Genomic DNA, 25,514 nt, shown 5'->3' with positions numbered 1-25,514 from the left:
ATTTAAAATGATTAAAAATAGTCCTCCATATATAGTAATAACTTTGTTGTTTTTCAATGTATTCTTAATACAAGCACAAGTGTCTAGCAATGCACAACAATATAATAGTTTTACATCGAGAAACTTTATGAAGTTTAATCGTTTATTAACGGTGCCAACTTTTTCAGCTTTAAGAGAAAATAAAACTGCAATTACAGCTATAGTTCGTAATACTAATATTGAATTTGAAGACAATCCTCGATTACATATAGTTAGTTATTCAGGTAAAATGCGAGAAAATGTAGGTGCTGGTTTTGCTTTATACCAACAAGAGGTAGGCGTTTTTAAAGACTTTGGAGCGATTGCAAATTATGCTCAAAGATTACAGTTAAATGAAAAGATGGATTTAACTTTTGGATTTAATTTTTTATACAGTCGTAGAAGTGCTAATAATTTAAAAGTCAGTTCTACAGTATTAGATCCTCAGGTAGCAAATTTTCAAGATATCCCAATTGTAATGTTACAACCGGCAATAACTCTATCTTTTGGTAAGTTTGATGTAGGAGTGTTTTTAGAAAACTTAGTTGATTTTAATTTGAAAAGTAGCGAAATGGCCACTTCTTTTGGAGAAAAAATTTTTTCAGCACATGCTATGTATTCATATGAATTTACATATTTGTCAGGTCTTTTACAGAGCGCAAATTTAAGAGCGCTAGCTACGGCCAGAAAGCCAGGAAAAGAAGAGTTTAGTATAGGGGCTAATGTAATATTAGATTTGCCTAAGGCAGGTTGGATTAAAACAGGTTATGATAAAACATACGGTATTTCAGCAGGTTTAGGAATAAATATTTCAGAAAATTTAGCAATAGGGTTCAGTTATGAAAAAAATGATTTTGCAGTAACTAATGAAGTAGGAATAACATATGTTTTTGGAAAAAAATCTTACATAAGAGATAGACCACAAAAACGATTAGGTACTGTAAAAGTAACTTTACCAACCAGAGCACCAAAAAATACTCAACAAAATGATTTATCAAGTAAAGTTCAAAAAGCTCAAGATTCAATAGCTATTTTAAATAATAAAGTAAACGAAATATTACGCTTATTAAAAAATAAAAAGAAAATAACGATACCAAAACCAACTGTAGAAAAAGTAAAAGAACCAGTATCAGTTATCAAAAAAACACCACCAACTATAGAAATAATAGAAAACACAATACCGAACGAAAGTCTTAATAACGATAAAGATATTTCGTTAGAAAGAAGGGCAGAAACTCCTTGGCGAGATAAAATGATAGCCTCTTCAGGGGGTGGAGGTGGAGGAACTATGTATTATGTAGTTTCTGACAGGTATAAAAATAAAGAGAATGTACTTGCTTTAATAGAAAAATGGAATAGGTTAGATATAAAAGCTAAATATATTTTTGAACCAAATGAAAAATGGTATTACGTATATATTGATAGATATGCTAAGAAATCAGAAGCTGAAGATAAAGTAGATGATTTTAATGATAAAACACGTTTGTTTGAAAATGATGAAAAAAATGATAGGTCATCAATAAAAATAAAAAAAGGAAGTAAAGACCCCGTTTACGTTGCTAAATTAACTATAGGAAACGATGAAAATAGTTATAAAGAACCTAAAAAACAACCACCCGCAAGAGTAAGAACTTTATTGAACATGCAAGGAGTAGCACCTGGATATTATTTGCAAGTCTATGTAAATTCTAAAAAAGCGTTAGCAGATAGAAATGTTGATGAGTTAAGAAATGATGGTATTGAAGCCGGATATTTTATAAATCCAACAACGGGTTACATGCATGTTTATATAGCAAAAACAGATAACAGAGAAGAGGTTATTCGTTTATATAATAGTAATTTAGATGGTGTGTTTTATGACCGAAAAACAATAGTACATATAAAATAATTAATTTTTTAGAATTCCCCCGGACGATAAAATTTTCAGAACATGATAAAAAAAATACTTTTATTAGCAAGTTTCTTAGCTATATCAATTTCGTATTCACAAACAATTGATTCAACGGCACAAAAGTTAAAAAAATATAAAGCAGAGTGGAGCCTGTATGACTCTTTACCTGATGCTGCACGTAAGCCAGATAGTTTTGAACCTCGTTTGCCTAATGGAGGTATCAAAGTGCGTGGTAATATGACTTTTGTAGCTAATAATATACTAAACGTACGACAATGGGTAAATCCACCAAATTGGGTTTTAACAACAAACGCATCGTATAATGAAAATGAAGACAACAATGAGCTTTATTTATATTATATTGATACTGATGGTTTTGTTGATGATAATAATGATGGATATGATGATACATTTTCATCAAGTACTGCTACCTTAAATTTACCTAACTGTTCACGTGTTGTATATGCAGGTTTATATTGGGCAGCTGTATATACTGATGGTTTAGAAGATTATAGAAACATAAAATTTAAACTTCCTTCTTCTGATTATATTGATATAAGTGCTACGAATAATGATAGAGAAATTTTAAGTAATACAGGTGAATCATACACTTGTTTTAAAGATATAACAGCTTTAGTACAAGCAGAACCTAATCCTAATGGAGTTTATACAGGAGCAAATATATTAGCTACCGAAGGTCGTGCAGGAGGTGTTGGTTCAGCTGCGGGGTGGGTTATGGTTATTGTTTATGAAAATGATACTGAAACAGCAAAAAATATTTCTATTTTTGATGGATATGCAAATGTACGAGGTACTTCTTCATCTGTAGACTTAACATATACAGGTTTTACAACAATTCCAACAGGGCCTGTAAAAGTAGAGCAAATTATTGGGGCTTTGGAAGGGGATGGAAGAAGATCTGGAGATACTTATCAAGTAAAAAATAAGTTTGGAAATTATCAAAGAATGTCAAACGCGTTAAATCCTATTGATAATTTTTTTAATGGTAAAATAAGTATGTATGGTGCGTATTATGCTGGTAGTTTAGCGGCAAGAAACCCTGCAAGTGAAAACACAATTGGATTTGATGTAGATCAGTTTGTTCTTAATAATACAGGTAATAGCATTATAGATAACAACCAAACAACTGCGGATGTTAGGTTTACTACGCGAGGAGATTATTACTTTCCTTTTTTAAGTGCAATGTCTGTAGAAATAATAGAACCTCAAATAAAATTAGTAAAAACAATTACAGATGCTTCTGGAAATGATATTTCAGGAACACCTGTAATTTTAGGAAGTGAGTTGTTTTATGATTTAACTTTTCAAAGTGTTGGTACTGATAATGCTATAAATACTGAAATTATAGATGATTTACCTAAAAATGTTGATTTTTTAGCTGCAGATCTTATTTTGCCAGACCCTAGTATAACATATACTTATGACCCCCCTGTTGCAGGAAATGGTTTTAGAGGAAGGTTAACTTTTTCAATACCAGATGATTTAGTTGAAATAGGAGACCCAACGTATTCAATTAAAATAAAAATTAAAGTTGTTGATGATTGTAGTCAATTACGTGATGTTTGTTCTAATCAAATAGAAAATATAGCGTTTGCAAATTATACTAGAGATTTATCTTTTTTACAGCCTACAGATGCTGGATATACACCAGATTATAATAGAATAGAAAATACTCCAAGTTTTGCTGGTGTTGATGTTTGTAATTTAGGTCAAGTAGGTACATCAAACTTTTTAATTGATATTAGTGGATGTACATTTGAAAGAACAGAAACCATTTGTGGTGGAGATGTTCTTTTATCTGCAGGAACAGGTTTTGCTTCATATTCATGGGAAAACACCAACAATCCTGGTGTAGAAATAGCCTCAACACAAACATATACAGCAACACAAACAGGTACTTATATTGTATATAAAGTAGCTCCAGTAGGTTGTATAGATTCGCAAGAAACAATAATTGTAGAAAATTATAATACTGCTTCCAACCCATTATTACCTTTTGTAGATCAAACGGTAACAACGTGCCCTAGTAATATGTTTGAGTTATCTGAAATTTATTTATGTGGAGTTGGAAATTCTAGAGATATAAATTTACCTTTTGATGCTACTTCTTTAACTACTGTTGAGTGGTTTAAATTAAACGAAGCATCATGTGTAGCAGAGACAAATACAGCTTGTGCAAATGTAAATACAACGTGTACATGGGATTCATTGGGAAGCAGTTTTTCAGAGAATTTTGCAAATGAAGGTAAGTATAAATTAGAAGTTTTGTATGATGGGCAATGCCCAACCACTTATTATTTTAATGTATTTGAATCAACACTAACCCCTGATATTGTTAAAGAAAATATTATTTGTGGTACTGACGGAAGTATTACTGTAAATAATATACCTGTAGGATATCAATATAGTTTAAGCGGTGTTGCAGCTACTGCAACAGCAGGTTATTTTGAGGATTTTAAAAATGATAATTTTTTTAATAATTTATCATCTCCAGGAGATTATGTTTTGACTATTAGGTCAAGTAGTGCTACAGCAGCTTCATGTAGTTACACATTTCCAGCTATAAATATTCAAGAAGAAAATTTGACAGTAGCAGTGCCCTCAGAAATTAATATGGCATGTGCTAATGGAACAGCTCAAATAAATGTGCAGGCAGATGGAGCAATTGGTGATTACACTTATACTGTAGTTAATAATACTACTGGAGCTACAATAGCAACAGAAGGACCAACACCAAATAAAAACTTTATATTTGATGTAACAACAGGAGGTTTATATAATGTTACTGTTACAACAGCTAAATGTAGCGTAACAGAAACAACTAGAGTTATTGAACCTGATGCAGTTACAGTTACAGCTTTAGCAACTAAAAATATTACGTGTAAAGATGGTGCTTCTGCAGGAGTTATAACTTTAACAGGTAGTGGAGGAACCTTAGATACGGTAGCTGGAGAAACTTATACTTATGCTGTTTGGTCTAAAGATGCAACAGATTTGTATGCAGATGTTACAAGTATTCCTTCATCTGCTTATTCAACAAGCAATCCTCTTTTTACAACAAATAATACTTATTCTGTTCCATTAGGAGATGAAGGAGAATATGTTTTTATAATATTTGATAGTAATAATTGTTATGATTTTTCATCTCCTGTAACTATTACTGTTGAAAATGAGTTAGTATTTACTCATATAGAAACACCTGTTACTTGTAATGGAAATAATGATGGTATTATAAATGTTCAAGTAGTAGATGATTTAGGTTATACCTTAGAGTATAGTATTAATAATACAGATTGGTTTCCTTCAGGAGTTTTTAATAGTTTATCAGTAGCTACATACACTGTTTATATTAAAGCAACAAAAAATACTGATGAGTGTATTTATGAAGTGTTAGATCTTGAAATTACAACACCACTAGCATTATCAGGCGGAGTGGCAGCACCTACATCTTTACTATGTGGTTCACCAGGAAGTATAAGTTTTTCAGGAGTCGCAGGAGGAACCCCAGGTTATACATATTATTATAAACTAAGTACAGATACTTCATATATTTCAGTATCAGGAACTTCAGTATCAAATTTATTAGCAGGAGATTATGATACCAGAGTAATTGATGCTAATAACTGTGTTTTAGATTTAAATACAGTAACAATAGATGATGTGCCAACTACACCGTTACTAGCTAGTTCGGTAGATTATAATTGTGACGGAACAGGAAATATAACTATTACACCATTAGATGTTTCATACACATATGCTTTAGATGGCGGAAGCCCACAAACAGGAAACAATGTATTTAACAATGTGGCAGTAGGTCCTCATACAATAACAGTAGGTTATGGTAGTAACTGTACAGTACCAATAAATGTAACAGTTTTATCAGATCAACAGTTTACAGCAATAGTAACAAATCAAACAAATCCAGTATGTTTAGGTGAGTCAAATGGAGAAATATCGGTAACCGCATCTTTTCCATCAGTACCACCAACAACTTTTGAATATTCTATAGATAATGGAATTACTTGGACTGCTTCAGGAGCAAATCCATTTACAATTACAGGTTTTTCAGCAGGAGTTCATACACTTCAGGTTAGGCCATTAGGTCAAACTACGGGTTGTAACGTAACTTTAAATCCAGTAACATTAACAAACCCTACAGCAGTTTTAGTAACACCTTTAACGGCAGTAACCAAAGAAATTACATGTAATCCGGCAACAGGAGCTACTATAACTCCATATGGTAGTGGAGGAAGTGGAGCGCCTTATACTTTTGAATTATTTAATAATGCAGGCATATCACAAGGAGCAGTATTTACCAATTTAATAGCAGGAGATTATACAATAGTAGCAACTGATTCAAGCGGATGTAAGTCAGTACCATATCCAATAACAGTAAACCCTAAAGATGATTTAGATTTTACCTTAACACCAGAGGTCTGCTATAGTGGCACAAATGATGGTACGGTTACTGTAAATATAATTACAGGAAATGGTAATTATATTTATAGTAAAGATGGAGGAACAACAACACAAACTTCGAATATATTTACAGGGTTATCAGATGGGGTTTATAGTATAACAGTTTTAGATGAATTTGGTTGTGAAGAAACAAAATCTACCACTATTTTACCACTTTTAACAGCAACTGTAACGGTGACAAATGAAACATGTAATCCAGGTGTTTTATCAATAGTATCAACAGGAGGTGATAGTAATTATATGTATGCAATTGTGCCGACAGGAGCTACACCTACTAGTTCAGACTTTACAGCAACATATTTATCAGATATAACAGCAGGAACATGGGATATTTATGTGAGAGATCAAGGAGGAAATACTGGTTTTTGTCAATTTATAACAACACGTGTAGTAACACGAGTAGCTGACCCAACTATAACAACATCGGTAATTGAACCAAATTGTAGTACAGATACCGGAACAATAAATATAGTAGTTTCGGCCGGTGTAGCACCGTATACAGTAACAGTCAAAGGTACAGGAGCGCCAGTAACACAAGGGCCTTCAAACTTATTAAATTACTCATTCACAGGGTTGTTAGCAGATACATATCAGGTCACAGTAATAGATGGTAATAACTGCCCTTTAGTAACACCGGGTAGTGAAACTATTACAACGCCACTAGCATTATCAAACGGAACAGCAGTGTCTACAGCTTTAGTTTGTGGTGTATCTGGAGGTAGTATAGATTTTTCAGGAGTAACAGGAGGAACACTAGGGTATACATATTATTATAAACTAACTTCAGATAGTTTGTATACATCAGTGTCTGGTACATCAGTATCTAATTTAGCCCCAGGTGATTACGATACAAGAGTAATTGATGCTAATAATTGTGTTTTAGATTTGAATACAGTAACAATAGATGATGTGCCAACTACACCGTTACTAGCTAGTTCGGTAGATTATAATTGTGACGGAACAGGAAATATAACTATTACACCATTAGATGTTTCATACACATATGCTTTAGATGGCGGAAGCCCACAAACAGGAAACAATGTATTTAATAATGTGGCAGTAGGTCCTCATACAATAACAGTAGGTTATGGTAGTAACTGTACAGTACCAATAAATGTAACAGTTTTATCAGATCAACAGTTTACAGCAATAGTAACAAATCAAACAAATCCAGTATGTTTAGGTGAGTCAAATGGTGAAATATCGGTAACAGCATCTTTTCCATCAGTACCACCAACAACTTTTGAATATTCTATAGATAATGGAATTACTTGGACTGCTTCAGGAGCAAATCCATTTACAATTACAGGTTTTTCAGCAGGAGTTCATACACTTCAGGTTAGGCCATTAGGTCAAACTACGGGTTGTAACGTAACTTTAAATCCAGTAACATTAACAAACCCTACAGCAGTTTTAGTAACACCTTTAACGGCAGTAACCAAAGAAATTACATGTAATCCGGCAACAGGAGCTACTATAACTCCATATGGTAGTGGAGGAAGTGGAGCGCCTTATACTTTTGAATTATTTAATAATGCAGGCATATCACAAGGAGCAGTATTTACCAATTTAATAGCAGGAGATTATACAATAGTAGCAACTGATTCAAGCGGATGTAAGTCAGTACCATATCCAATAACAGTAAACCCTAAAGATAATATTACTTTTGATGCGGTAGCTTTATGTTACGATGGTACTAACGGAACAATTGAAGTTACTAATATTACAGGAAACGGAAATTATCAATACACAGTAAATTCAGGAGGGTTAACTAATGTTGCAACAGCAACATCAACAGAATTTACTGTTACAGGTTTGTCATCAGGAAATCATATTATAAGAGTACAGGATGATAGAGGTTGTTTTCTTGAAAAAACAATAACAATTAATCCAGCTCTTTTAGCAACAGCCACACCAACAAACTTGAGCTGTATGCCTGCAGGCACTCCTACTGGTCAAATTTTAGTAAACCCAATTGATGGTTCTGGTACTGGTTACGAATTTTCAGTAGTAACAGATGGTGGAGCAGTAGGTACATATTCTTCAATAAATCCTATTACAGGTTTATTAGCAGGTACGTATGATGTGTATGTTAAAGATGATGTTAACTGTACTTACAAAATAGAAAATGTTGTAATAAATACAGTTACACCTGTAGCTATTACTTTAACAGCTAATGAACCAACGTGTAATGGAGATCCAGGTAGTATAGATGCGGTAATAACTGCAAATACAGGACAGGCGCCATATACTATTACCATAGCAAATACATCTGGTATTATAACTACGCAAACAAAAACTAATTTTACAGGAACTAATTTTAGTTTTGATTCATTAGTAGCAGAAACATATACGATAACTATTACTGATGATTTAGGGTGTTCAGACATAAAAACTCTAACCTTAACAGATTTACCATCTTTGGTTATAGAGATTGAAGATGTTTTACCATTAAACTGTGCTGTAGATCCATTAAATACAGGTTTTAACTTTATAAATATAAATCCTGTTGATTTTTTACCTAATATTTTACAATATAGTATTGATAATGGAACCACTTGGGTAGATTTTACAACAACAAATGGACAAGTAAGAAATTTAAATTCAGGAGATATAGTAACACCTGCTTTAAGAACTATTAATAGTGGAGGAATTGAATTTTGTAAAGTATTTTATGGTAATTATGAAATTTCATATAATTTAGAAGGGTTAATAGTAAACCCAGTAGCTAATCCTTCAGATTGTTCAACAGGGTTTAGTGTAACGGTAGAAGCTAGTGGTGGAAATAGTCCTTTTGAGTTTGCAATAGGTTCACCTACAGGTTGGGAATTAGCTGATACAACAAGTCCAACTACTTTACAACCAGACCAAACAAGAACCAAAACATATACAGGTTTAATACCAGGGCTTTCATATGACTTTTTTGTAAGAGATGCAGCAAACTGTATCAAGAAAAATAGTGAAGATGTATATCAAGATTTTACACCAACAGTATTAATTACACCAACAGTTAATAATGATGTGTGTTTTGGTGAAACAAACGGACAGATAACATTTGATATACAAAATACAACTGGAGATTTAGTGTTACCATATGATTGGGTTATATATAAAAGAACATCACCAGCAACAACAGGTCCAATAACAGATACGGTTATAGAGAGTTCACCTGCTTCAGGAGAAAATAACCTATCGATTACCTCTACAGTAGGTTTATCTGCAGGTAATTATTATATATTACTATCAAATAAAACAGCAAGTCCTGTATGTAAATTTGGTAGTTTAGATGTAGAAATTAAACAAGGTACAGAAATAACAGGTCAAGTAACTAAAGTAAATGATATTACTTGTAGTGTTAATGGCTTGGTAAGAATAGAAAATGTAGTAGGAGGTTTTGGAGATTATACATATACTTATACTGTAACAAATGCAACAGGTATTTTAACAGGAAATACAATAGCTATTGATGCTAATACAGTAACAGGAACACCTATAGTCGTAGAAGTTTTTGCTGAAGATAAAAATGGATGTGGCCCTGTAAGTATAGGTACAGAAACTTTAAATTTAAGTTCATCACCTACCATTGTTACAGCTGTACCATTAAGTTGTGATACAAATAAGACAATAACAATTACCGCAAGTAATGGAACACCACCTTACAGATATTCGATAGATAATGGAGTGACTTTTTCAGCTCCAACACTAGATACAATATATACAGTATCAGCATTATCACCAGGAAGTTATGATGTTGTTATAAGTGATGTTAATGGTTGTACTGATTCACAGTTAGCAGTAGTAATACAAACTAATCTAGATTTTAATTTAGGATTAAAACAAAATGCGAGTTGTATTCCAGGAAATGATGCTGAAGTAAATATTTCTATAACATCAGGTACAGGAGGAAATTATAATTATTCTTTTGATACTGGAAGTACAGGAACAATTATAACACCATCAACATCGATTGATGTAAGTTTACTTGCTCCGGGAGTTCACAATATAACAGTTACAGATGTAAATTCAGGATGTTCAATAACTAAAACAATTACAGTTGAAAATCCAATAAAACCAAGTTTTACATACAACAAAATAAATAGTGTATGTGCAGCAGATAATTCTGGAACAATTATTTTAACAGCTATAGATAATGGTGTTTTACCGTTAACATATACAATAACTCCTTTACCAACTAATGCAGAGTTTAGTTATAACGGAACGGATGCATTTATAGGTTTACCACCAGGTACTTATGCTATAGAAGCACAAGAAGCTTCTGGTTGTTCAACTATTATTTCAGATATTATTATTGAAGAGTTAGCACCAATTGTATTGCCACTACCTACAGTTACTGAATTTGGATGTACTACAGGTAATTTAACAAATAATGCATCGGTAATATTAGACAATACGTTAGTAACAGGAGGAAGTGGAAATTACACTAAAGCCCTATTTACTTATACACCTGTTACAGGTGTAGTAGAAATTCAAGATTCAGCTAGTTTTGCATTTACAACAAATAATACATCAGGAGGAACGATTGCTATTACTGTTTATGATGACCAAGGTTGTTCAGCAACATCCACAGCAACAATTACTGCTTTTGATGAATTAACAAATGCAAATATTACACTTGATACTGAAATAAGTTGTACCGCAGGAGAGGATATAACAGTAACATTTGATTCTGTTTCAGGTATAACAGCAGATATTAGAATTGAAGGTATTAATGGAAATTCATATGCTTTTGTAGTTCAAAACGGAACCTTAGGAGATTTTGATAATTTACCAGCAGGAGATTATCAAATAACGATAACTCATCCAACAACAGGCTGTGAGTTAGTTGAATTTTATACAGTTTCAGAAGCCCCAGTTTTTGATTTAATTATTACAGATATTGTAAACGCAATATGTAAGGGAGATAGTGGAAGTGCAGTTTTAGATATAAGTAGTGCAAGTCCATCTTACACTTTAGGTTATACGTATACTGTTTATAATGCATCAGGAATAGCAACAACAATAACCGGAACAGGAATTGGAGGAACTGCAACACCTATAGCAGGTTTGTTAGCAGGAGATTATTATATAACTATTGATATGGGAACAAATTCCCCATTTTGTACAGCTCAATCTTCAAACTTTACTATAGCAGAACCAGTAGATGCTTTAAGTGTTAATGGAGTATTAGCTCCTGTAGTAAGTTGTGCTAACGGGTTAGATGCAACTATTACAGCCAACGCAACAGGAGGTTGGAATAATTATGAATATCAATTAGAAAATGATTTAGGTGTAATAATTACAGGATATGCATATAGTACTAATAATATATTTACAGGGTTACCTTCAGGAAATTATGTAGTACGATTACGAGATGGAAGCGGATGTATTGTAACAGATACTGTAATGGTAACTAATCCACTTCCGGTAAGTTTTAATCTTACAGAAAATGATAACGCATGTGATATTTCAGTAGGAGGAAGCATAACTGTAACAGCAACAGGAGGAACGGGTACTTATACTTATAGTTTATCTAATGGATCAGGTTTAGTAGCAACACAGGTTTTAAACGCAACAAGTTATACCTTTGCTAATTTATTAGCAGATACTTATACTGTAAATGTTGCAGATTCAAATGGTTGTGACCCAGGAGTTCCTTTGTCAGTAACAATTAATCCAGATGTTAATTTTTCATTAGTAGAAACAAAGAAAGTAGATTGTTCAGCATTACCAAATGGAGAGGTAACGGTAACATTAGAATCATGGGTAAACGGAACAGCTAATTATACATATAGTGTTGTAGGTTCGGTAGAAGCAGGGTCAATATTAGGTGGTAATGTAACAACAAATCCTTTTACAATATCTATTCCAAATACAAATACAACACCGCAAACATATACGGTAACTATAACAGACAATGATGCATTGCCTTCAGCTTGTTCGGTGTCTAAAGAAATAATAATTCAACCAAGGGTAGAACCAAACTTTACAGCTTTAGCAATTGTTGATAATATTTGTTTTGGAAGCACAACAGGGGTTATTAAGGTAACACCTACAGCTAATGGAATATCACCATTAACTTATGTAATAAACAATGTAGCAAATACATATACAGCAACTCTTGTAGGAACAGAATTCACAAACTTACCAGCCGATGATTATGTTGTAACAGCAACAGGAATAAACGGTTGTACGACAGATGTATCAGTATCTATCAAGCAATTAAATTTAATTGTATTGCCACTACCTACAGTTACTGAATTTGGTTGTAGTAAAGGGAACCTAGCTAATAGTGCAAGCGTAAGAATAGATAATAGTTTAATAACAGGTGGAAGTGGTAATTATACTCAGGCATTATTTACATATACACCTGTAATAGGAGTTGTAGAAACTCAAGATTCAAGTAACTTTATATTTACTACAGATAATATTTCAGGCGGAACAGTAGCTATTACAGTTTATGATGATCAAGGTTGTTCAGCAACATCCACAGCAACAATTACTACTTTTGATGAATTAACAAATTCAAATATTACACTTGATACTGAAATAAGTTGTACCGCAGGAGAGGATATAACTGTAACATTTGATTCTGTTTCAGGAATAGCGTTAGATATAACAATTCAAGGTATTAACGGAAATTCATATGCATTAGTAACACAAAATGGAACAGCAGGAGATTTTGACAATTTACCAGCAGGAGATTATCAAATAACGATAACTCATCCAACAACAGGCTGTGAATTAGTAGACTTTTATACAGTTTCAGAAGCCCCAGTTTTTGATTTAATTATTACAGATATAGAAAATGTAAGTTGTAAAGGAGATAATAATGGAAGTGCAGTTTTAGATATAAGTAGTGCAAGTCCATCTTACACTTTAGGTTATACGTATACTGTTTATAATGCATCAGGAATAGCAACAACAATAACCGGAACAGGAATTGGAGGAACTGCAACACCTATAGCAGGTTTGTTAGCAGGAGATTATTATATAACTATTGATATGGGAACAAATTCCCCATTTTGTACAGCTCAATCTTCAAACTTTACTATAGCAGAACCAGTAGATGCTTTAACTTTAAATAATGAGTTAACATATGTAAGCTGTAGTTCTATTGATTCAGGACAAATTATATTATCAGCAACAGGAGGCTGGGGTAATTATGAATATCAATTAGAAAATGATTTAGGTGTAATAATTACAGGATATGCATATAGTACTAATAATATATTTACAGGGTTACCTTCAGGAAATTATGTAGCTATTGTAAAAGATGATAGTAACTGTACAGATAGTTTTAGTTTTACATTAAACCCTACAATACCATTATTAGCAACGGTTAATAAGATAGAAAATCAATGTGAAGGTGAGTTTAATGCGAGTATTGAAATAACTAATGTAACAGGTGGTCAAACACAAGATACTTCTACAAAAGATTATAGTTATACTTTAATATACTCTAACGGGTTACAAGTAGAACAATCTTCAAATGTTTTTGAAAATTTATCAGCAGGAACAAACTACCAAGTAATAGTTAGAGATAATAAGTATAATTGTGAATATATAGAAAATATTAGTATTGTTGATCCTATTAAAGTAGAAGCAATAGCAAATATAACAACGGATATTACATGCGTTAACAATACTGCTACTGTTGAAGTATCAGGAACTGGAGGAACAGGACTTTATCAATTTAGTAGTGATGGTGTTGCTTTTACATCAATAGCTACAACTAGTACTGTTTTTACAGGAATTAAAGCAGGACAACAAACTTTTTATGTACGTGACGCAAATAATTGTGTTGATACAATTCTTGTAAGTATAAATGCATATGAACCATTAATAGCTACATTAATCATAGACTCAGGTTTTGTTACATGTAATGGAGATGATAATGGAGCATTATCAGCAACAGTAAGTGGTGGTTTCGGAAATTATGAATATCAGTTGTTAGATGGTGCTAACATACCGGTTACTGGTTTTGGATGGCAAGCTTCTAATATGTTTAATAATTTATCAATAGGTACTTATAAAATTAATGTAAGAAGTACAAATGCTGTAAATGTTGTTTGTGAAGTAATAACTGAACCTCACACAATTGCACAGCCACCTTTATTAGAGTTGACAGAAACACACACAGATACAAATTGTTTTGGAGGTACTGATGGTACAATTACTATAACAGCAATAGGTGGTAATGGTAATGATATTCCAGAAAATTATGAATATAATATTAGTTCACAACCTACAAATAAATTTGTAAAAACAAATGTATTTGAAAACTTATCAGCAGGTAGTTATACTGTTACCGTAAAAGATAAGGTAGGATGTATAGAAACAATAGATGTTGAAGTTCAGCAGCCAAATGCATTAGATATAACATTAATAAATGTAGTAGAGCAAACTTGTATTAATGATAAAGCACCAAGTATAACTGTAGATGTACAAGGAGGAATTCAACCGTACTTTATAAGTATAAACAATGTAGAATTATCAACTTCTTATTTTCAAAATCAGATAACTATTAACGATGTTCAAGGTATAGAAGCTGGTGAGAGTTATCTAATAAGTGTAAGAGATAGTGGAGCAGGTTGTTCACCAAAAGCTTTACAGCCTATAAGCCTAATACCACCCGTAGATTTACAGTTAACGGTAGATTTTGAATATACATGTGAGGTAGGTAATATAATTAAAGCAATTGTTGATGATGCTTACAAGAATGCTGTATCTTACACTTTATACAATGGAGTTGGAGTTGCTGTAACAACCAATACAACAGGTGAGTTTATAGATGTTTCTGCAGGCAACGGATATACTGTTACTGTAACACATACAGCAACATCATGTTCAGAAAATTCAAATGCAAATCCTATTGATATTTTAGATATTAAAGAATTATCAATGACAATAGATGATTCTCAAAGAAATAAAATAATAGTTAATGCAGATTTTGGTTTACCACCATATGAGTATAGTATAGATGGAAATAATTTTGATGTAGATAATGAACTTATAATCTTACAAACAAAAGACTATAGAGTTACAGTAAGAGATGCTAGAGGTTGTACAGTTACATTAATAGTAAGAGGTGATTATGTAACAATAAAAATACCTAATTTATTTACTCCAGACGGAGATGGAATTAATGATTTCTGGTATCCAATAAATGTTGAGAATTATCATAATATAAAAGTGTATATTTATGACAGATATGCTCGTAAGATTCAAAATTATCAAGGATTAATTCAAGGTTGGGATGGAACTTATGATGGTAGACCATTACCAGCTGGAGATTATTGGTATACGATTTATTATAATGAACTATCAGGAGAAGAGAAAAAAATAATGGGTCACTTTACTTTATACAGATAAAAATGAGAAAAATATTAATAACAATAAGTATCGTAATTTGTAGTGTAAAATTAGTAGCTCAGGAAATTAATTTACCTCAGTATATAAATCATTTAGCAGATAATCCTTTTTTAATATCTCCATCATATGCAGGTATTGGAGCAGGATTGCAAGTTAGATTAAACGGAGTAAGTCAATGGATTGGTGTTAAAGAGTCACCGGACACACAATCATTAGTTGTAGAAGCTCGTTTAGCAGAAAGGTTTGGAGGAGGTATTACTGTGTTTAATGATAGGAATGGGTTTACAAGTCAAAAAGGATTTAAATTATCATTAGCAAGCCATTTAACATTAAGTGATTTCCATGACAGTTTTTTATCATTTGGTTTAAGTTATAGTTTTGTTCAGTTTGCTATTGAAACTACCAAAAACAATTCAGGACAACCAGTACCAAGTAGATCTCTTACTAGCTCTAATTTTGATGTTGGTTTATTATATCGTTATGAAAGGTTTAGCCTTAGTTTAAATGCTAATAATATTTTAGATAAAAGAATAGAAAACTTTTCAACCAATGAACCAGAAGGTTTAGGACGATATACACTTTATACATCATATGTTTTAGCACGTATAAGTAATAAAATAGAAATAGAACCTTCTCTTTTTGTAGAGTATTATGAAGAAGATAAAAGATCAAGAACCGATATGAATGTTAAAATTAGAAAAGGTATTGATGATGGTTACGTATGGGCTGGATTAAGTTATACTTTTTTAAATGATCAACTTTTTACACCTAATGCAATAGCTCCTTTACTTGGTTTAAAAAAGGATAATATATATATATCTTACGGGTTTAGTGTTAATTTAAATAAAACACAAGATTTTAATTATGGTACGCACATGATTACCCTAGGTTTTGATTATGATAGAAGGCCTAGTTTAGCTAGATGTACTCAAGATATGATGATTTTTTAAATAAATAAATAATATAGTCGAAATCCTCAAGCTAAAACTTGAGGATTTTCTTTTCTTTGCAGTAATGGAAAATAAGAATAAAGTTTCAATAAATCTTAATAAATTTATTAGTAGTACTGGTATTTGTTCTCGTAGAGATGCTGAAAAACTTATTAATGCAGGTAGAGTTAGCATAAATAAAAATATAGCTCAATTAGGAAACAGAGTTTTTGAAGGTGATAAAGTTAGGGTAGATGGTAGATTATTAATAGCAAAACCTAAAACATTATATATTGCGCTAAATAAACCAGTAGGTATTGTTTGTACAACAGATAGTAAAGAAAAAAAGAATATTGTAAAATTTGTAGGGCACCCAGAAAGATTGTTTCCTATAGGTCGTTTAGATAAACCATCTGAAGGGTTAATTTTTTTAACCAATGATGGTGATATTGTAAATAAAATTTTACGTGCAGGTAACAATCATGAAAAAGAGTATATTGTTTCTGTTGATAAAAAAATTACCGACGAATTTATAATTAAAATGAGTAATGGTATACCTATTTTAGGTACGGTAACTCAAAAGTGTAAGGTTAAAAAAATAAATGATTTTACATTTCAAATTATTTTAACACAGGGTTTAAATCGTCAAATACGTAGAATGTGTGAGTATTTAGAATATGAAGTAACCAAGTTAAAGCGTGAACGTATTATGAATGTTTCTTTAGGTAACTTAACTACAGGAGATTGGCGAGAGTTAACAGAGCAAGAAATGAAAGAAATTATTGAAATGATTTCAAGTTCTTCTAAAACAGAAGAAGCATCTGATATAGTTCAAAAAAATAAGCCTAAACAAACTAGTAAAAAGGAGGTTAAAAAGCCTAACGGTTTTAATAGGAAGAGTGCTTCTTTTAGAAAAAACTCACCTAAAACAAAACGAAATAGTAATTCAAAATTTGGAAGAAGTCGTAAATAAAAAGTAATAACTAAACTTAGCCCCGATTGAAGCAATTGTTTGAGCTCTTTTTTTGATTTTTTTCAAAAAAAAGCGAGTGCGTAAAGCGGGATATAGCTTCAAAAAAATTGAAGCTAGGTTTTGTAAAATAATTGACTTATAAATAATGTAATTATTATATTTTTATTTACTTTTTCAATTATTAAATAAACGTATATTTGCCACTTATGCAATTTGACTTAAAAATAACCGACCCCGAAAGTAAAGCCCGAGCAGGAGTTATTACTACCGATCATGGAACTATTGAAACACCTATTTTTATGCCAGTAGGTACTGTTGGTACTGTAAAAGGTGTTCATCAATCTGAATTAAAAGAACAGATAAATCCAGATATAATTTTAGGTAATACCTATCACTTATACTTGCGTCCAAAATTAGAAACTTTGGAGGCTGCAGGAGGTTTACATAAGTTTATGAACTGGGATCGTAATATTTTAACTGATAGTGGAGGGTATCAAGTATATTCACTTTCAGGAAGAAGAAAAATAAATGAACAAGGTGTGAAGTTTAAGAGTCATATTGATGGATCAATGCACTTTTTTACACCTGAAAATGTAATGGAAACACAACGTACTATTGGTGCTGATATTATTATGGCATTTGATGAATGTACACCATACCCTTGTGATTATAATTATGCAAAACGATCTATGCATATGACCCATAGGTGGTTAACACGTTGTGTAAATCACTTAGAAAAATTACCTTTTAAATACGGTTATGAGCAAACTTTTTTTCCTATAGTACAAGGAAGTACTTATAAAGATTTAAGAAAACAATCAGCAGAGTATATAGCGTCTGTAGGGGCGCAAGGAAATGCTATTGGAGGATTGTCAGTAGGAGAACCAGCAGAAGAATTATATGCAATGACAGAAATAGTTACAGCTATTTTACCAGAAGATAAACCACGTTATTTAATGGGAGTTGGTACTCCTATTAATATTTTAGAAAATATAGCATTAGGAATTGATATGTTTGATTGCGTAATGCCAACACGTAATGCACGTAATGGTATGTTATTTACAGCATATGGCTCTATAAATATTAAGAATAAGAAATGGGAACAAGATTTTTCGCCAATAGATGATATGGGAATTACTTATGTTGATACCATGTATTCTAAAGCTTATTTACGTCATTTATTTGCAGCAAAAGAAATGCTAGGTAAGCAAATAGCCTCTATTCATAATTTAGGTTTCTACTTGTGGTTAACAAGAGAGGCTAGAAAGCATATTATAGCTGGAGATTTTACTGAATGGAAAGATAAAATGGTAAAACAAATGGATAATCGTTTATAAAAAACTGATTTTTGAAAATTCTTGATTGGTACATACTAAAACGTTATTTGGTAACATTTTTGTTTACCTTATTAATATTAATACCTATTGCAGTAGCTATTGATATAGCTGAAAAAATAGATAAATTTTTACGAGAAGAAACCTTAACACTATTTGAAATTGTTAATGATTACTACGTAAATTTTATTATTTATTACGCTAATACCTTTATGCCTTTGGCGCTATTTATAGCCGTAATTTTATTTACTTCGAAACTAGCAAATAATACAGAAATTGTAGCTATAAATGGTTCTCAAATATCATTTACACGTTTTTTATATCCTTACTTTATAGGAGCTACAATTGTTTGTTCGGTAGCTTTATTAATGAATCATTTTTTTGTACCTACTAGTAGTAAAACAAGAAAAACTTTTGAAAGGCAATATTTAAAAAAACGAAAATATTCAGATTCTTCTGTTAGAGAGTTTAGTTTGCAGTTAAATGATAGTACCTATATTTATATTCAAAATTTTGATTTAAAAAGAAATACAGGTTATAATTTTACTACTGAAATATATAAAGGTATTCAATTAAAAAGTCAATTAACCGCTGATAATTTAAATTGGAACGAACAGGATAGTACTTTTAAATTATATAACTGGAAGTTAAGAAAAGTTTTTAAAGAGCGAGATAGTATTTTTTTAGGTAATAAATTAGATACTGCTTTTGCTTTTACCCCAAAAGATTTTAATTATAAAAACGTGATGGCTCAAGAAATGATAACTCCGGAATTAATTAAATTTATTGAGGTATCTAAAAATAGAGGTATTAAAAATTTAAACGTTTATTTAGTTGAATTATATAAGCGTACAAGTTTACCAGTTGCCTGTTATTTTTTAACCCTAATAGCCGTAGCTTTAGCGTATAAAAAAAAGAGAGGTGGTGTAGGGCTTAATTTAGCTTTAGGTATTTCTTTAATGTTCTTATACGTGTTTTTTTTAAAAGTAGCAGAGGTATTAGGTGGTGTAGCTGGTGCAAATGCTTTATTAAATGTATGGGTTCCAAATATAGTATTTGGACTATATTCATTTTATTTATATTTTAATGCAAGAAAATAAATTAAAAAATTACTTTCATTTACATTTTATTGTATTTATTTGGGGGTTTACCGCTATACTTGGTGCGTTAATTTCTATAGATTCTGTACCGTTAGTTTGGTATAGAATGTCCTTAGCAGTAATGTTTATTGCTATTTACTTTTATTTTAAAAAAATATCTTTCAAGGTTGATAAAAAAGGGCTTTTAAAATTTTGTATTTCAGGTATTATAATTGCAGTTCATTGGATTACTTTTTTTGAAGCCATAAAAGTATCAAATGTTTCAGTTGCTTTAGTTACTATGAGTACAGGAGCTTTTTTTGCATCATTAATAGAACCTTTATTTTTTAAAAGAAGAATAAAAACAATAGAAACTATATTAGGGTTACTTGTAATTGTAGGTTTATATATAATTTTTAATTTTCAAAGTAACTATACTCTTGGAATTGTATATGCTTTGATATCGGCTTTTTTATCAGCTTTATTTGCAGTTTTAAACGGTCTTTTTATCAAAAAATATGAGGCAAATGTTATTTCATTTTACCAGTTGTTATTTGGTGCTTTAGGAGTTAGTTTATATTTAGGTATTACTCAGAAATTCAATATTAAGTTTTTTCAAATTGCAACTAATGATTGGTTATACTTAGTTTTATTAAGTAGTGTTTGTACAGCGTATGCTTTTATAGCATCTGTAAAAGTGATGAAATATATAACACCATATACAGTAATGCTAACTATTAATTTAGAGCCTGTTTACGCTATTTTTTTAGCCTTAATTATATTTGGAGAAAAAGAAAAAATGAATACGGAGTTTTATTATGGTGCATTTATTATTTTATTAATAGTTTTATTAAACGGAATTTTAAAAAATAAATCTTCTATAAAAAATAAATTAAAGAAAAAATAATATTTTAAAAAAACGTAGTAAGCTAAACATTACAATTTTTTAGTATGTTTGCCTTTACAAAGAACTAAATGATATAATCAAACTATATATAATGGAGTATTTAGATTTTGAATTGCCAATAAAAGAATTAGAAGATCAGTTGGTAAAGTGTTTTGCTATAGGAAAAGAAAGTGAAGTTGATGTAACAGAAACTTGTAGTAAAATTGAAAAAAAATTAGAAAAAGCAAAAAAAGAAATATATAAAAATATAACCCCTTGGCAGCGTGTACAATTATCACGTCATCCAAATCGTCCTTATACATTAGATTATATTAATGCTATTTGTGGTGATACTTTTATGGAATTACATGGTGATCGTAATGTAAAAGATGATAAAGCTATGATTGGTGGTTTAGGAAAAATTGGTGACCAGTCATTTATGTTTATCGGCCAGCAAAAAGGATACAATACAAAAACTCGCCAATATCGTAATTTTGGAATGGCAAATCCAGAAGGATATCGTAAGGCATTACGTTTAATGAAAATGGCAGAAAAATTTGGTATTCCTGTAGTAACATTGGTAGACACTCCAGGTGCTTATCCTGGTTTAGAAGCTGAAGAACGTGGGCAAGGTGAAGCTATTGCGCGTAATATTCTTGAAATGACGCGTTTAAAAACACCTATTATAACAATTGTAATTGGTGAAGGTGCTTCGGGAGGGGCTGTTGGTATTGGAGTAGGAGATAGAGTATATATGATGGAAAATACATGGTATACTGTAATTTCACCAGAATCATGTTCTTCTATTTTATGGCGTAGTTGGGAGTATAAAGAAAAAGCTGCAGAGGTATTAAAATTAACCGGAGATGATATGGTAAGGTTAAATTTAATTGATGCTATTATAGAAGAGCCTTTAGGTGGTGCACATAGAGATAGAAATGGAGCCTTTAAAGCTGTTGAAAGCCAAATATTATTAGCATTTGAAGAGTTGAAAGATCTTAATGATATTGATTTAGTAGCTCAGCGAATGGATAAATATGCAGCTATGGGTGTATATCAAGAATAATGATAAGTTACTAAAATATTTATAATAAAAAAATCGCCTTTTTAAGGCGGTTTTTTTATTATATTCTTTTTTATAAATTTACTGTTATTTTTAATTAATAATGGATATTAATATTTTAACGTTATATATAATAAAAAAAGAATACTATTTTTGTTCTAATTTTTTCTATTTCAAATAGAAAAATTAAAGAAAGAAGTAAAAAGATAACTTTATATTTTAAGGTGTTCATAAAATTAAATAGAAAGTATAATGTTAAATACAATAAAAAAATATACAGTTTTTATTCTTAAAGGAAAATATTGTTAAAAATAACAAGAAAGATAATAACGGTGAATTAATTTAATTATTATCAAATAACTAAGCTAGCTCAAGCTATTTATTAATTTTTCCTGAGTAGACTAAAATAAAACATTAAAAATTTATGATTATTAGTTCTTGAAAAAAGGATATTAAGTTTTAATTATCATATACTAACGGTACTAAAATTAGTAAAAGAGTAGTTTTTGTAGTTAAAGGAAGTTCTTTTTATGGGTGCATTTAAATGTAATAATGATTTTCATTATGTGAAAATCATTATTAAAATATATATTAAAGATAGAGTATCTAAATTTATTTAGTAACAGTTGTTTTTAGTTTTACATGTGATACTTTATCGAATACTGCTAAAGATATTATGTTTTATGTATAATCATGATTATTTTACTTACCAAAAATTATTCATCCTTATAAAGAGTTGTACAATATTTAGAGAAAATAATATTTTAATAAAAATCAGTTCTTTTCCTTAGGCTTGTAAATAACAATTATTTGAATTAGAATAGCAAGAAAGATTAAAATATATATTTCCATTTGAGTAAATAACTCTACAGAATCAATTGCTTTTTTACTCATTGAAGTTTGCCTTGCTCCTTCATTTAATTGAATTTTTGACAACTTATAAAGGTTTTCTTTAATATTCTTAACTCGATTATTTAATAATATATTTTGAGAAAAATTTGATTGAGTAAAAACAGCTTCAGAATTTTTTAATAATTGAAAATTTTTATTAAAGTCATTAAATGTATCGCTTTCTTCTTTTGTGAGTTTTGTTTGTTTAAATCTAAAAATTAAATCTTGAATATCTTTATTCACTTGCTTATTTCTTTCTAAAAAGAAAATTGAATCAGATTTAACAATTGCAACTTCTTTTTCTTGAACAGCTTTTGACATTTCAAAAATTAAATCATTTGCTACAAGCCTATCTTCATAAATTGTAATTACTGAATCTTTTACTCGTAAAAAATTATTTCTGTCTATTAAGTTTGTTGCAAGAATTAACACAAAAACCATAAGGATACCGAGTACCCATTTTATTTTGTTGTAAAATGCCATAATAATTATATTTAGGATAAAATATACTACAAATTTACAAAAAATGTTACATAACAAGATGTATGAAATATAGCTAATAAAGGATTTAACAAAGATTTATGCCTATTTAAAAGTTTTTTAAATTTGTTTTTTGAGTAAATTAATATAAAAACAAAATTATAAAAATACGTTTCGTATTTAATCTAAAAATTAGCATTTATTTAAGTTTTATGTATAAGCACGTTAAAAATAAATATTCAAAAAGTAAACTCATAAAAGAACTATAAAGTTTGATAATTTTGTGGTTTTAAAAAAGCTCTAAGGAGTAACCAAAGAGCTTTTATTTATTATTTATTTTTAATGTGTTCGTTTAATTGTTTAGACCATTTATCAACCAATACCAATTCGCCTGTTAGTTGTATATTATCTTCAGAATATAATTCAAATTTTATTTCGGGTTTGAATTTATTTGTAGGCATATAAATAACTAAGTTCAACACGTTCAATAATATTTAAATTTTTAAAAGTTCTTGTACTTTTTAAAGCTTTACAAATTTCAATTTCAGAAAGGTCTACAAATTGTGAAATAGCTTTTTCTTTTTTCTGCTTAAAGAAAAAAACAAAGTTTTTATTCTCATCAATTCCAATAACAAAATCACCACAAAATTCATGTTGATTGATTTTACCTTTATGTTCTTCTGCGATTTTTTTTAGAGAAATTAACATTTTATTTTCTCTCTTTTTTCTACTACGATTCATTAGTATAAATGGTACAATACAGATAATTATTATTATAACTCCAACTATGGTGCTTCCTAAATTCATTTTTAGTTTTTTTTAATTTATAAGTTAAACTTTACGTTTATTGTAAAATTTTAAAAATTAAGAGACAAGTCAATCTTATAATTATTGACAGCTAAAAAAATTACCAAAAATAGTGAGAAGGAAAAATAATGTCTTTTTTTCGATGTTGTATTAAAAAAGTTACTAAATAGTTGGTATATTGAGAAAATTTTGTTTTAAGTAATTGTTCAATTATTTTAGCTATTGTCCAAAAACTTTTAAATGATTTTTTTAAATTTGGTGTAAGTAAGTTGTTATAATTATTTTCTGAACTTTCAGATTGAGATGTGTTAGTTAAAATTTTTTCAGATAAAATTGAAACTACTTTCTTTTTAGAAAATGTTGAATCGTAATTAAAACTAAAAAAATGATTAAGTAATTTTTTATTGTTATTAGTTGTAAAGCAACTAATAACAATAAAAATAACGAAACTTAATATTCTATTTTTCACAAGGCAAATATAATTAAGTAATTTATTATTTATATAATTATATAAGCGTATTTTAAACTGTACTTATTCTTGTAATATTATGTTAATTGTGTTTTACTTAAATATACCTTAATAAAAAAGCAACCAAATTTGGTTGCTTTTTTATTAAGGTATATTTAAAAACTTATGAGTTTGTAAAGAAACACGCCATTTAGGGTGTTTCATAACATAATCTACAATTAACGGAGTCATTTGTTCTTTTTTACTCCATTCAGGCTGTAAAAATAGTTGACATTTTTTTCCAACCTTTTCAGCTTGTTCTTCAGCAAATTGAAAATCATTTTTATTATGAATAATCATTTTTAATTCATCAGCTTCTTTATAACATTCCTTTGTAGGGAGTTTTGTTTTTTTAGGCGATAAGCAAAACCAATCCCAAACACCAGAAAAAGCATAGGCACCAGAAGTTTCAATATGCGTTTTCATTCCTTTATCTTGAAGCTTTTTTGTAATATAATCTAAACTCCACATTAAAGGCTCTCCGCCAGTAATAACAACTGTTTTAGCGTACTGTTTAGCATTGTTTACAATTAAATTGGTTTTAGTTGGTGGATGTAAGTTAGCATTCCAACTTTCTTTAACATCACACCAATGGCAACCAACATCACAGCCACCAATTCTAATAAAATAAGCCGCAGTACCTGTATGCGCGCCTTCTCCTTGAATGGTATAAAACTCCTCCATTAGTGGAAGCATTTCACCTTTATCAATTAACTCTTGTACTTCTTTTTTCAACATAAGAATGCAAAGATAGTTAACATTAAAATTTTATGAATCATTTTT

At 30.2% G+C, this 25,514-nt stretch carries 13 protein-coding genes; 8 read left to right on the top strand and 5 right to left on the bottom strand.

Translation table 11 applies throughout. The features are described from left to right. The first annotated feature begins 7 nt into the window (after positions 1-7). From ACN5J4_RS02770 to ACN5J4_RS02735, 8 genes are all read left to right on the top strand, one after another. The gene (locus ACN5J4_RS02770) at positions 8-1,906 is read left to right on the top strand and encodes a PorP/SprF family type IX secretion system membrane protein (RefSeq protein WP_418650645.1); all 1,899 of its coding nucleotides are present in this window, start codon (positions 8-10) and stop codon (positions 1,904-1,906) included. Between the two features lie 42 nt (positions 1,907-1,948). Beyond that, positions 1,949-15,781 carry a T9SS type B sorting domain-containing protein gene (locus ACN5J4_RS02765; protein ID WP_418650644.1) on the top strand — a complete coding sequence of 4,611 codons (13,833 nt, stop codon included), beginning with the start codon at positions 1,949-1,951 and terminating at the stop codon, positions 15,779-15,781. A gap of 2 nt (positions 15,782-15,783) precedes the next feature. Then, positions 15,784-16,731, top strand: coding sequence for a type IX secretion system membrane protein PorP/SprF (locus ACN5J4_RS02760; protein WP_418650643.1), 948 nt, complete (start codon positions 15,784-15,786; stop codon positions 16,729-16,731). 64 nt (positions 16,732-16,795) lie between these two features. Beyond that, the gene (gene rluF, locus ACN5J4_RS02755) at positions 16,796-17,683 is read left to right on the top strand and encodes a 23S rRNA pseudouridine(2604) synthase RluF (RefSeq protein ID WP_418650642.1); all 888 of its coding nucleotides are present in this window, start codon (positions 16,796-16,798) and stop codon (positions 17,681-17,683) included. Between the two features lie 206 nt (positions 17,684-17,889). Beyond that, positions 17,890-19,020 carry a tRNA guanosine(34) transglycosylase Tgt gene (gene tgt, locus ACN5J4_RS02750; RefSeq protein WP_418650641.1) on the top strand — a complete coding sequence of 377 codons (1,131 nt, stop codon included), beginning with the start codon at positions 17,890-17,892 and terminating at the stop codon, positions 19,018-19,020. A gap of 11 nt (positions 19,021-19,031) precedes the next feature. Then, positions 19,032-20,117, top strand: coding sequence for an LptF/LptG family permease (locus ACN5J4_RS02745; protein ID WP_418650640.1), 1,086 nt, complete (start codon positions 19,032-19,034; stop codon positions 20,115-20,117). Further along, positions 20,104-21,003: a DMT family transporter gene (locus ACN5J4_RS02740; RefSeq protein ID WP_418650639.1), complete on the top strand. Its 900-nt coding sequence runs from the start codon at positions 20,104-20,106 to the stop codon at positions 21,001-21,003. Before ACN5J4_RS02745 ends, ACN5J4_RS02740 begins: the two co-directional genes overlap by 14 nt. A gap of 91 nt (positions 21,004-21,094) precedes the next feature. Beyond that, positions 21,095-22,048: an acetyl-CoA carboxylase carboxyltransferase subunit alpha gene (locus ACN5J4_RS02735; RefSeq protein WP_418650638.1), complete on the top strand. Its 954-nt coding sequence runs from the start codon at positions 21,095-21,097 to the stop codon at positions 22,046-22,048. 771 nt (positions 22,049-22,819) lie between these two features. Here the strand turns inward: ACN5J4_RS02735 and ACN5J4_RS02730 are convergent. The 5 genes from ACN5J4_RS02730 to ACN5J4_RS02710 all read right to left on the bottom strand — a co-directional run bounded on the left by ACN5J4_RS02730 (position 22,820) and on the right by ACN5J4_RS02710 (position 25,469). Beyond that, entirely contained in the window at positions 22,820-23,419 is a 600-nt protein-coding gene (locus ACN5J4_RS02730; protein ID WP_418650637.1) for an MCP four helix bundle domain-containing protein, read from the bottom strand. A 326-nt stretch (positions 23,420-23,745) separates the two neighbouring features. Then, complete coding sequence (locus ACN5J4_RS02725) at positions 23,746-23,877, bottom strand: hypothetical protein (protein WP_418650636.1); 132 nt, start codon at positions 23,875-23,877, stop codon at positions 23,746-23,748. Then, a complete protein-coding gene (locus ACN5J4_RS02720) occupies positions 23,864-24,223 on the bottom strand; it encodes a hypothetical protein (RefSeq protein WP_418650635.1) in 360 nt (119 codons plus the stop codon). Before ACN5J4_RS02720 ends, ACN5J4_RS02725 begins: the two co-directional genes overlap by 14 nt. A gap of 100 nt (positions 24,224-24,323) precedes the next feature. Then, positions 24,324-24,692 (bottom strand): hypothetical protein, encoded by a 369-nt coding sequence (locus ACN5J4_RS02715; RefSeq protein ID WP_418650634.1) that lies wholly within the window; start codon positions 24,690-24,692, stop codon positions 24,324-24,326. Positions 24,693-24,836: 144 nt separating this feature from the next. Next, on the bottom strand, positions 24,837-25,469 hold the full coding sequence (locus ACN5J4_RS02710) for a 7-carboxy-7-deazaguanine synthase QueE (protein WP_418650633.1): 633 nt from the start codon (positions 25,467-25,469) through the stop codon (positions 24,837-24,839). Between the last annotated feature and the right edge of the window lie 45 nt (positions 25,470-25,514).

Origin of the sequence: Tenacibaculum aestuariivivum, from assembly GCF_964507685.1 — a bacterium.
GTDB lineage: Bacteria > Bacteroidota > Bacteroidia > Flavobacteriales > Flavobacteriaceae > Polaribacter > Polaribacter aestuariivivum.
Note: the sequence above shows the minus strand (reverse complement) of the source record. Positions and strands in the feature narration are given on the sequence as shown.

Bases quoted from the DNA above. Each gene is read 5' to 3' on its own strand.
- ACN5J4_RS02720 (WP_418650635.1), bottom strand. From the start codon at position 24,223: ATGAATTTAGGAAGCACCATAGTTGGAGTTATAATAATAATTATCTGT.
- rluF (WP_418650642.1), top strand. From the start codon at position 16,796: ATGGAAAATAAGAATAAAGTTTCAATAAATCTTAATAAATTTATTAGT.
- tgt (WP_418650641.1), top strand. From the start codon at position 17,890: ATGCAATTTGACTTAAAAATAACCGACCCCGAAAGTAAAGCCCGAGCA.
- ACN5J4_RS02725 (WP_418650636.1), bottom strand. From the start codon at position 23,877: ATGCCTACAAATAAATTCAAACCCGAAATAAAATTTGAATTATATTCT.
- ACN5J4_RS02765 (WP_418650644.1), top strand. From the start codon at position 1,949: ATGATAAAAAAAATACTTTTATTAGCAAGTTTCTTAGCTATATCAATT.
- ACN5J4_RS02740 (WP_418650639.1), top strand. From the start codon at position 20,104: ATGCAAGAAAATAAATTAAAAAATTACTTTCATTTACATTTTATTGTA.
- ACN5J4_RS02760 (WP_418650643.1), top strand. From the start codon at position 15,784: ATGAGAAAAATATTAATAACAATAAGTATCGTAATTTGTAGTGTAAAA.
- ACN5J4_RS02770 (WP_418650645.1), top strand. From the start codon at position 8: ATGATTAAAAATAGTCCTCCATATATAGTAATAACTTTGTTGTTTTTC.
- ACN5J4_RS02710 (WP_418650633.1), bottom strand. From the start codon at position 25,469: ATGTTGAAAAAAGAAGTACAAGAGTTAATTGATAAAGGTGAAATGCTT.
- ACN5J4_RS02730 (WP_418650637.1), bottom strand. From the start codon at position 23,419: ATGGCATTTTACAACAAAATAAAATGGGTACTCGGTATCCTTATGGTT.
- ACN5J4_RS02735 (WP_418650638.1), top strand. From the start codon at position 21,095: ATGGAGTATTTAGATTTTGAATTGCCAATAAAAGAATTAGAAGATCAG.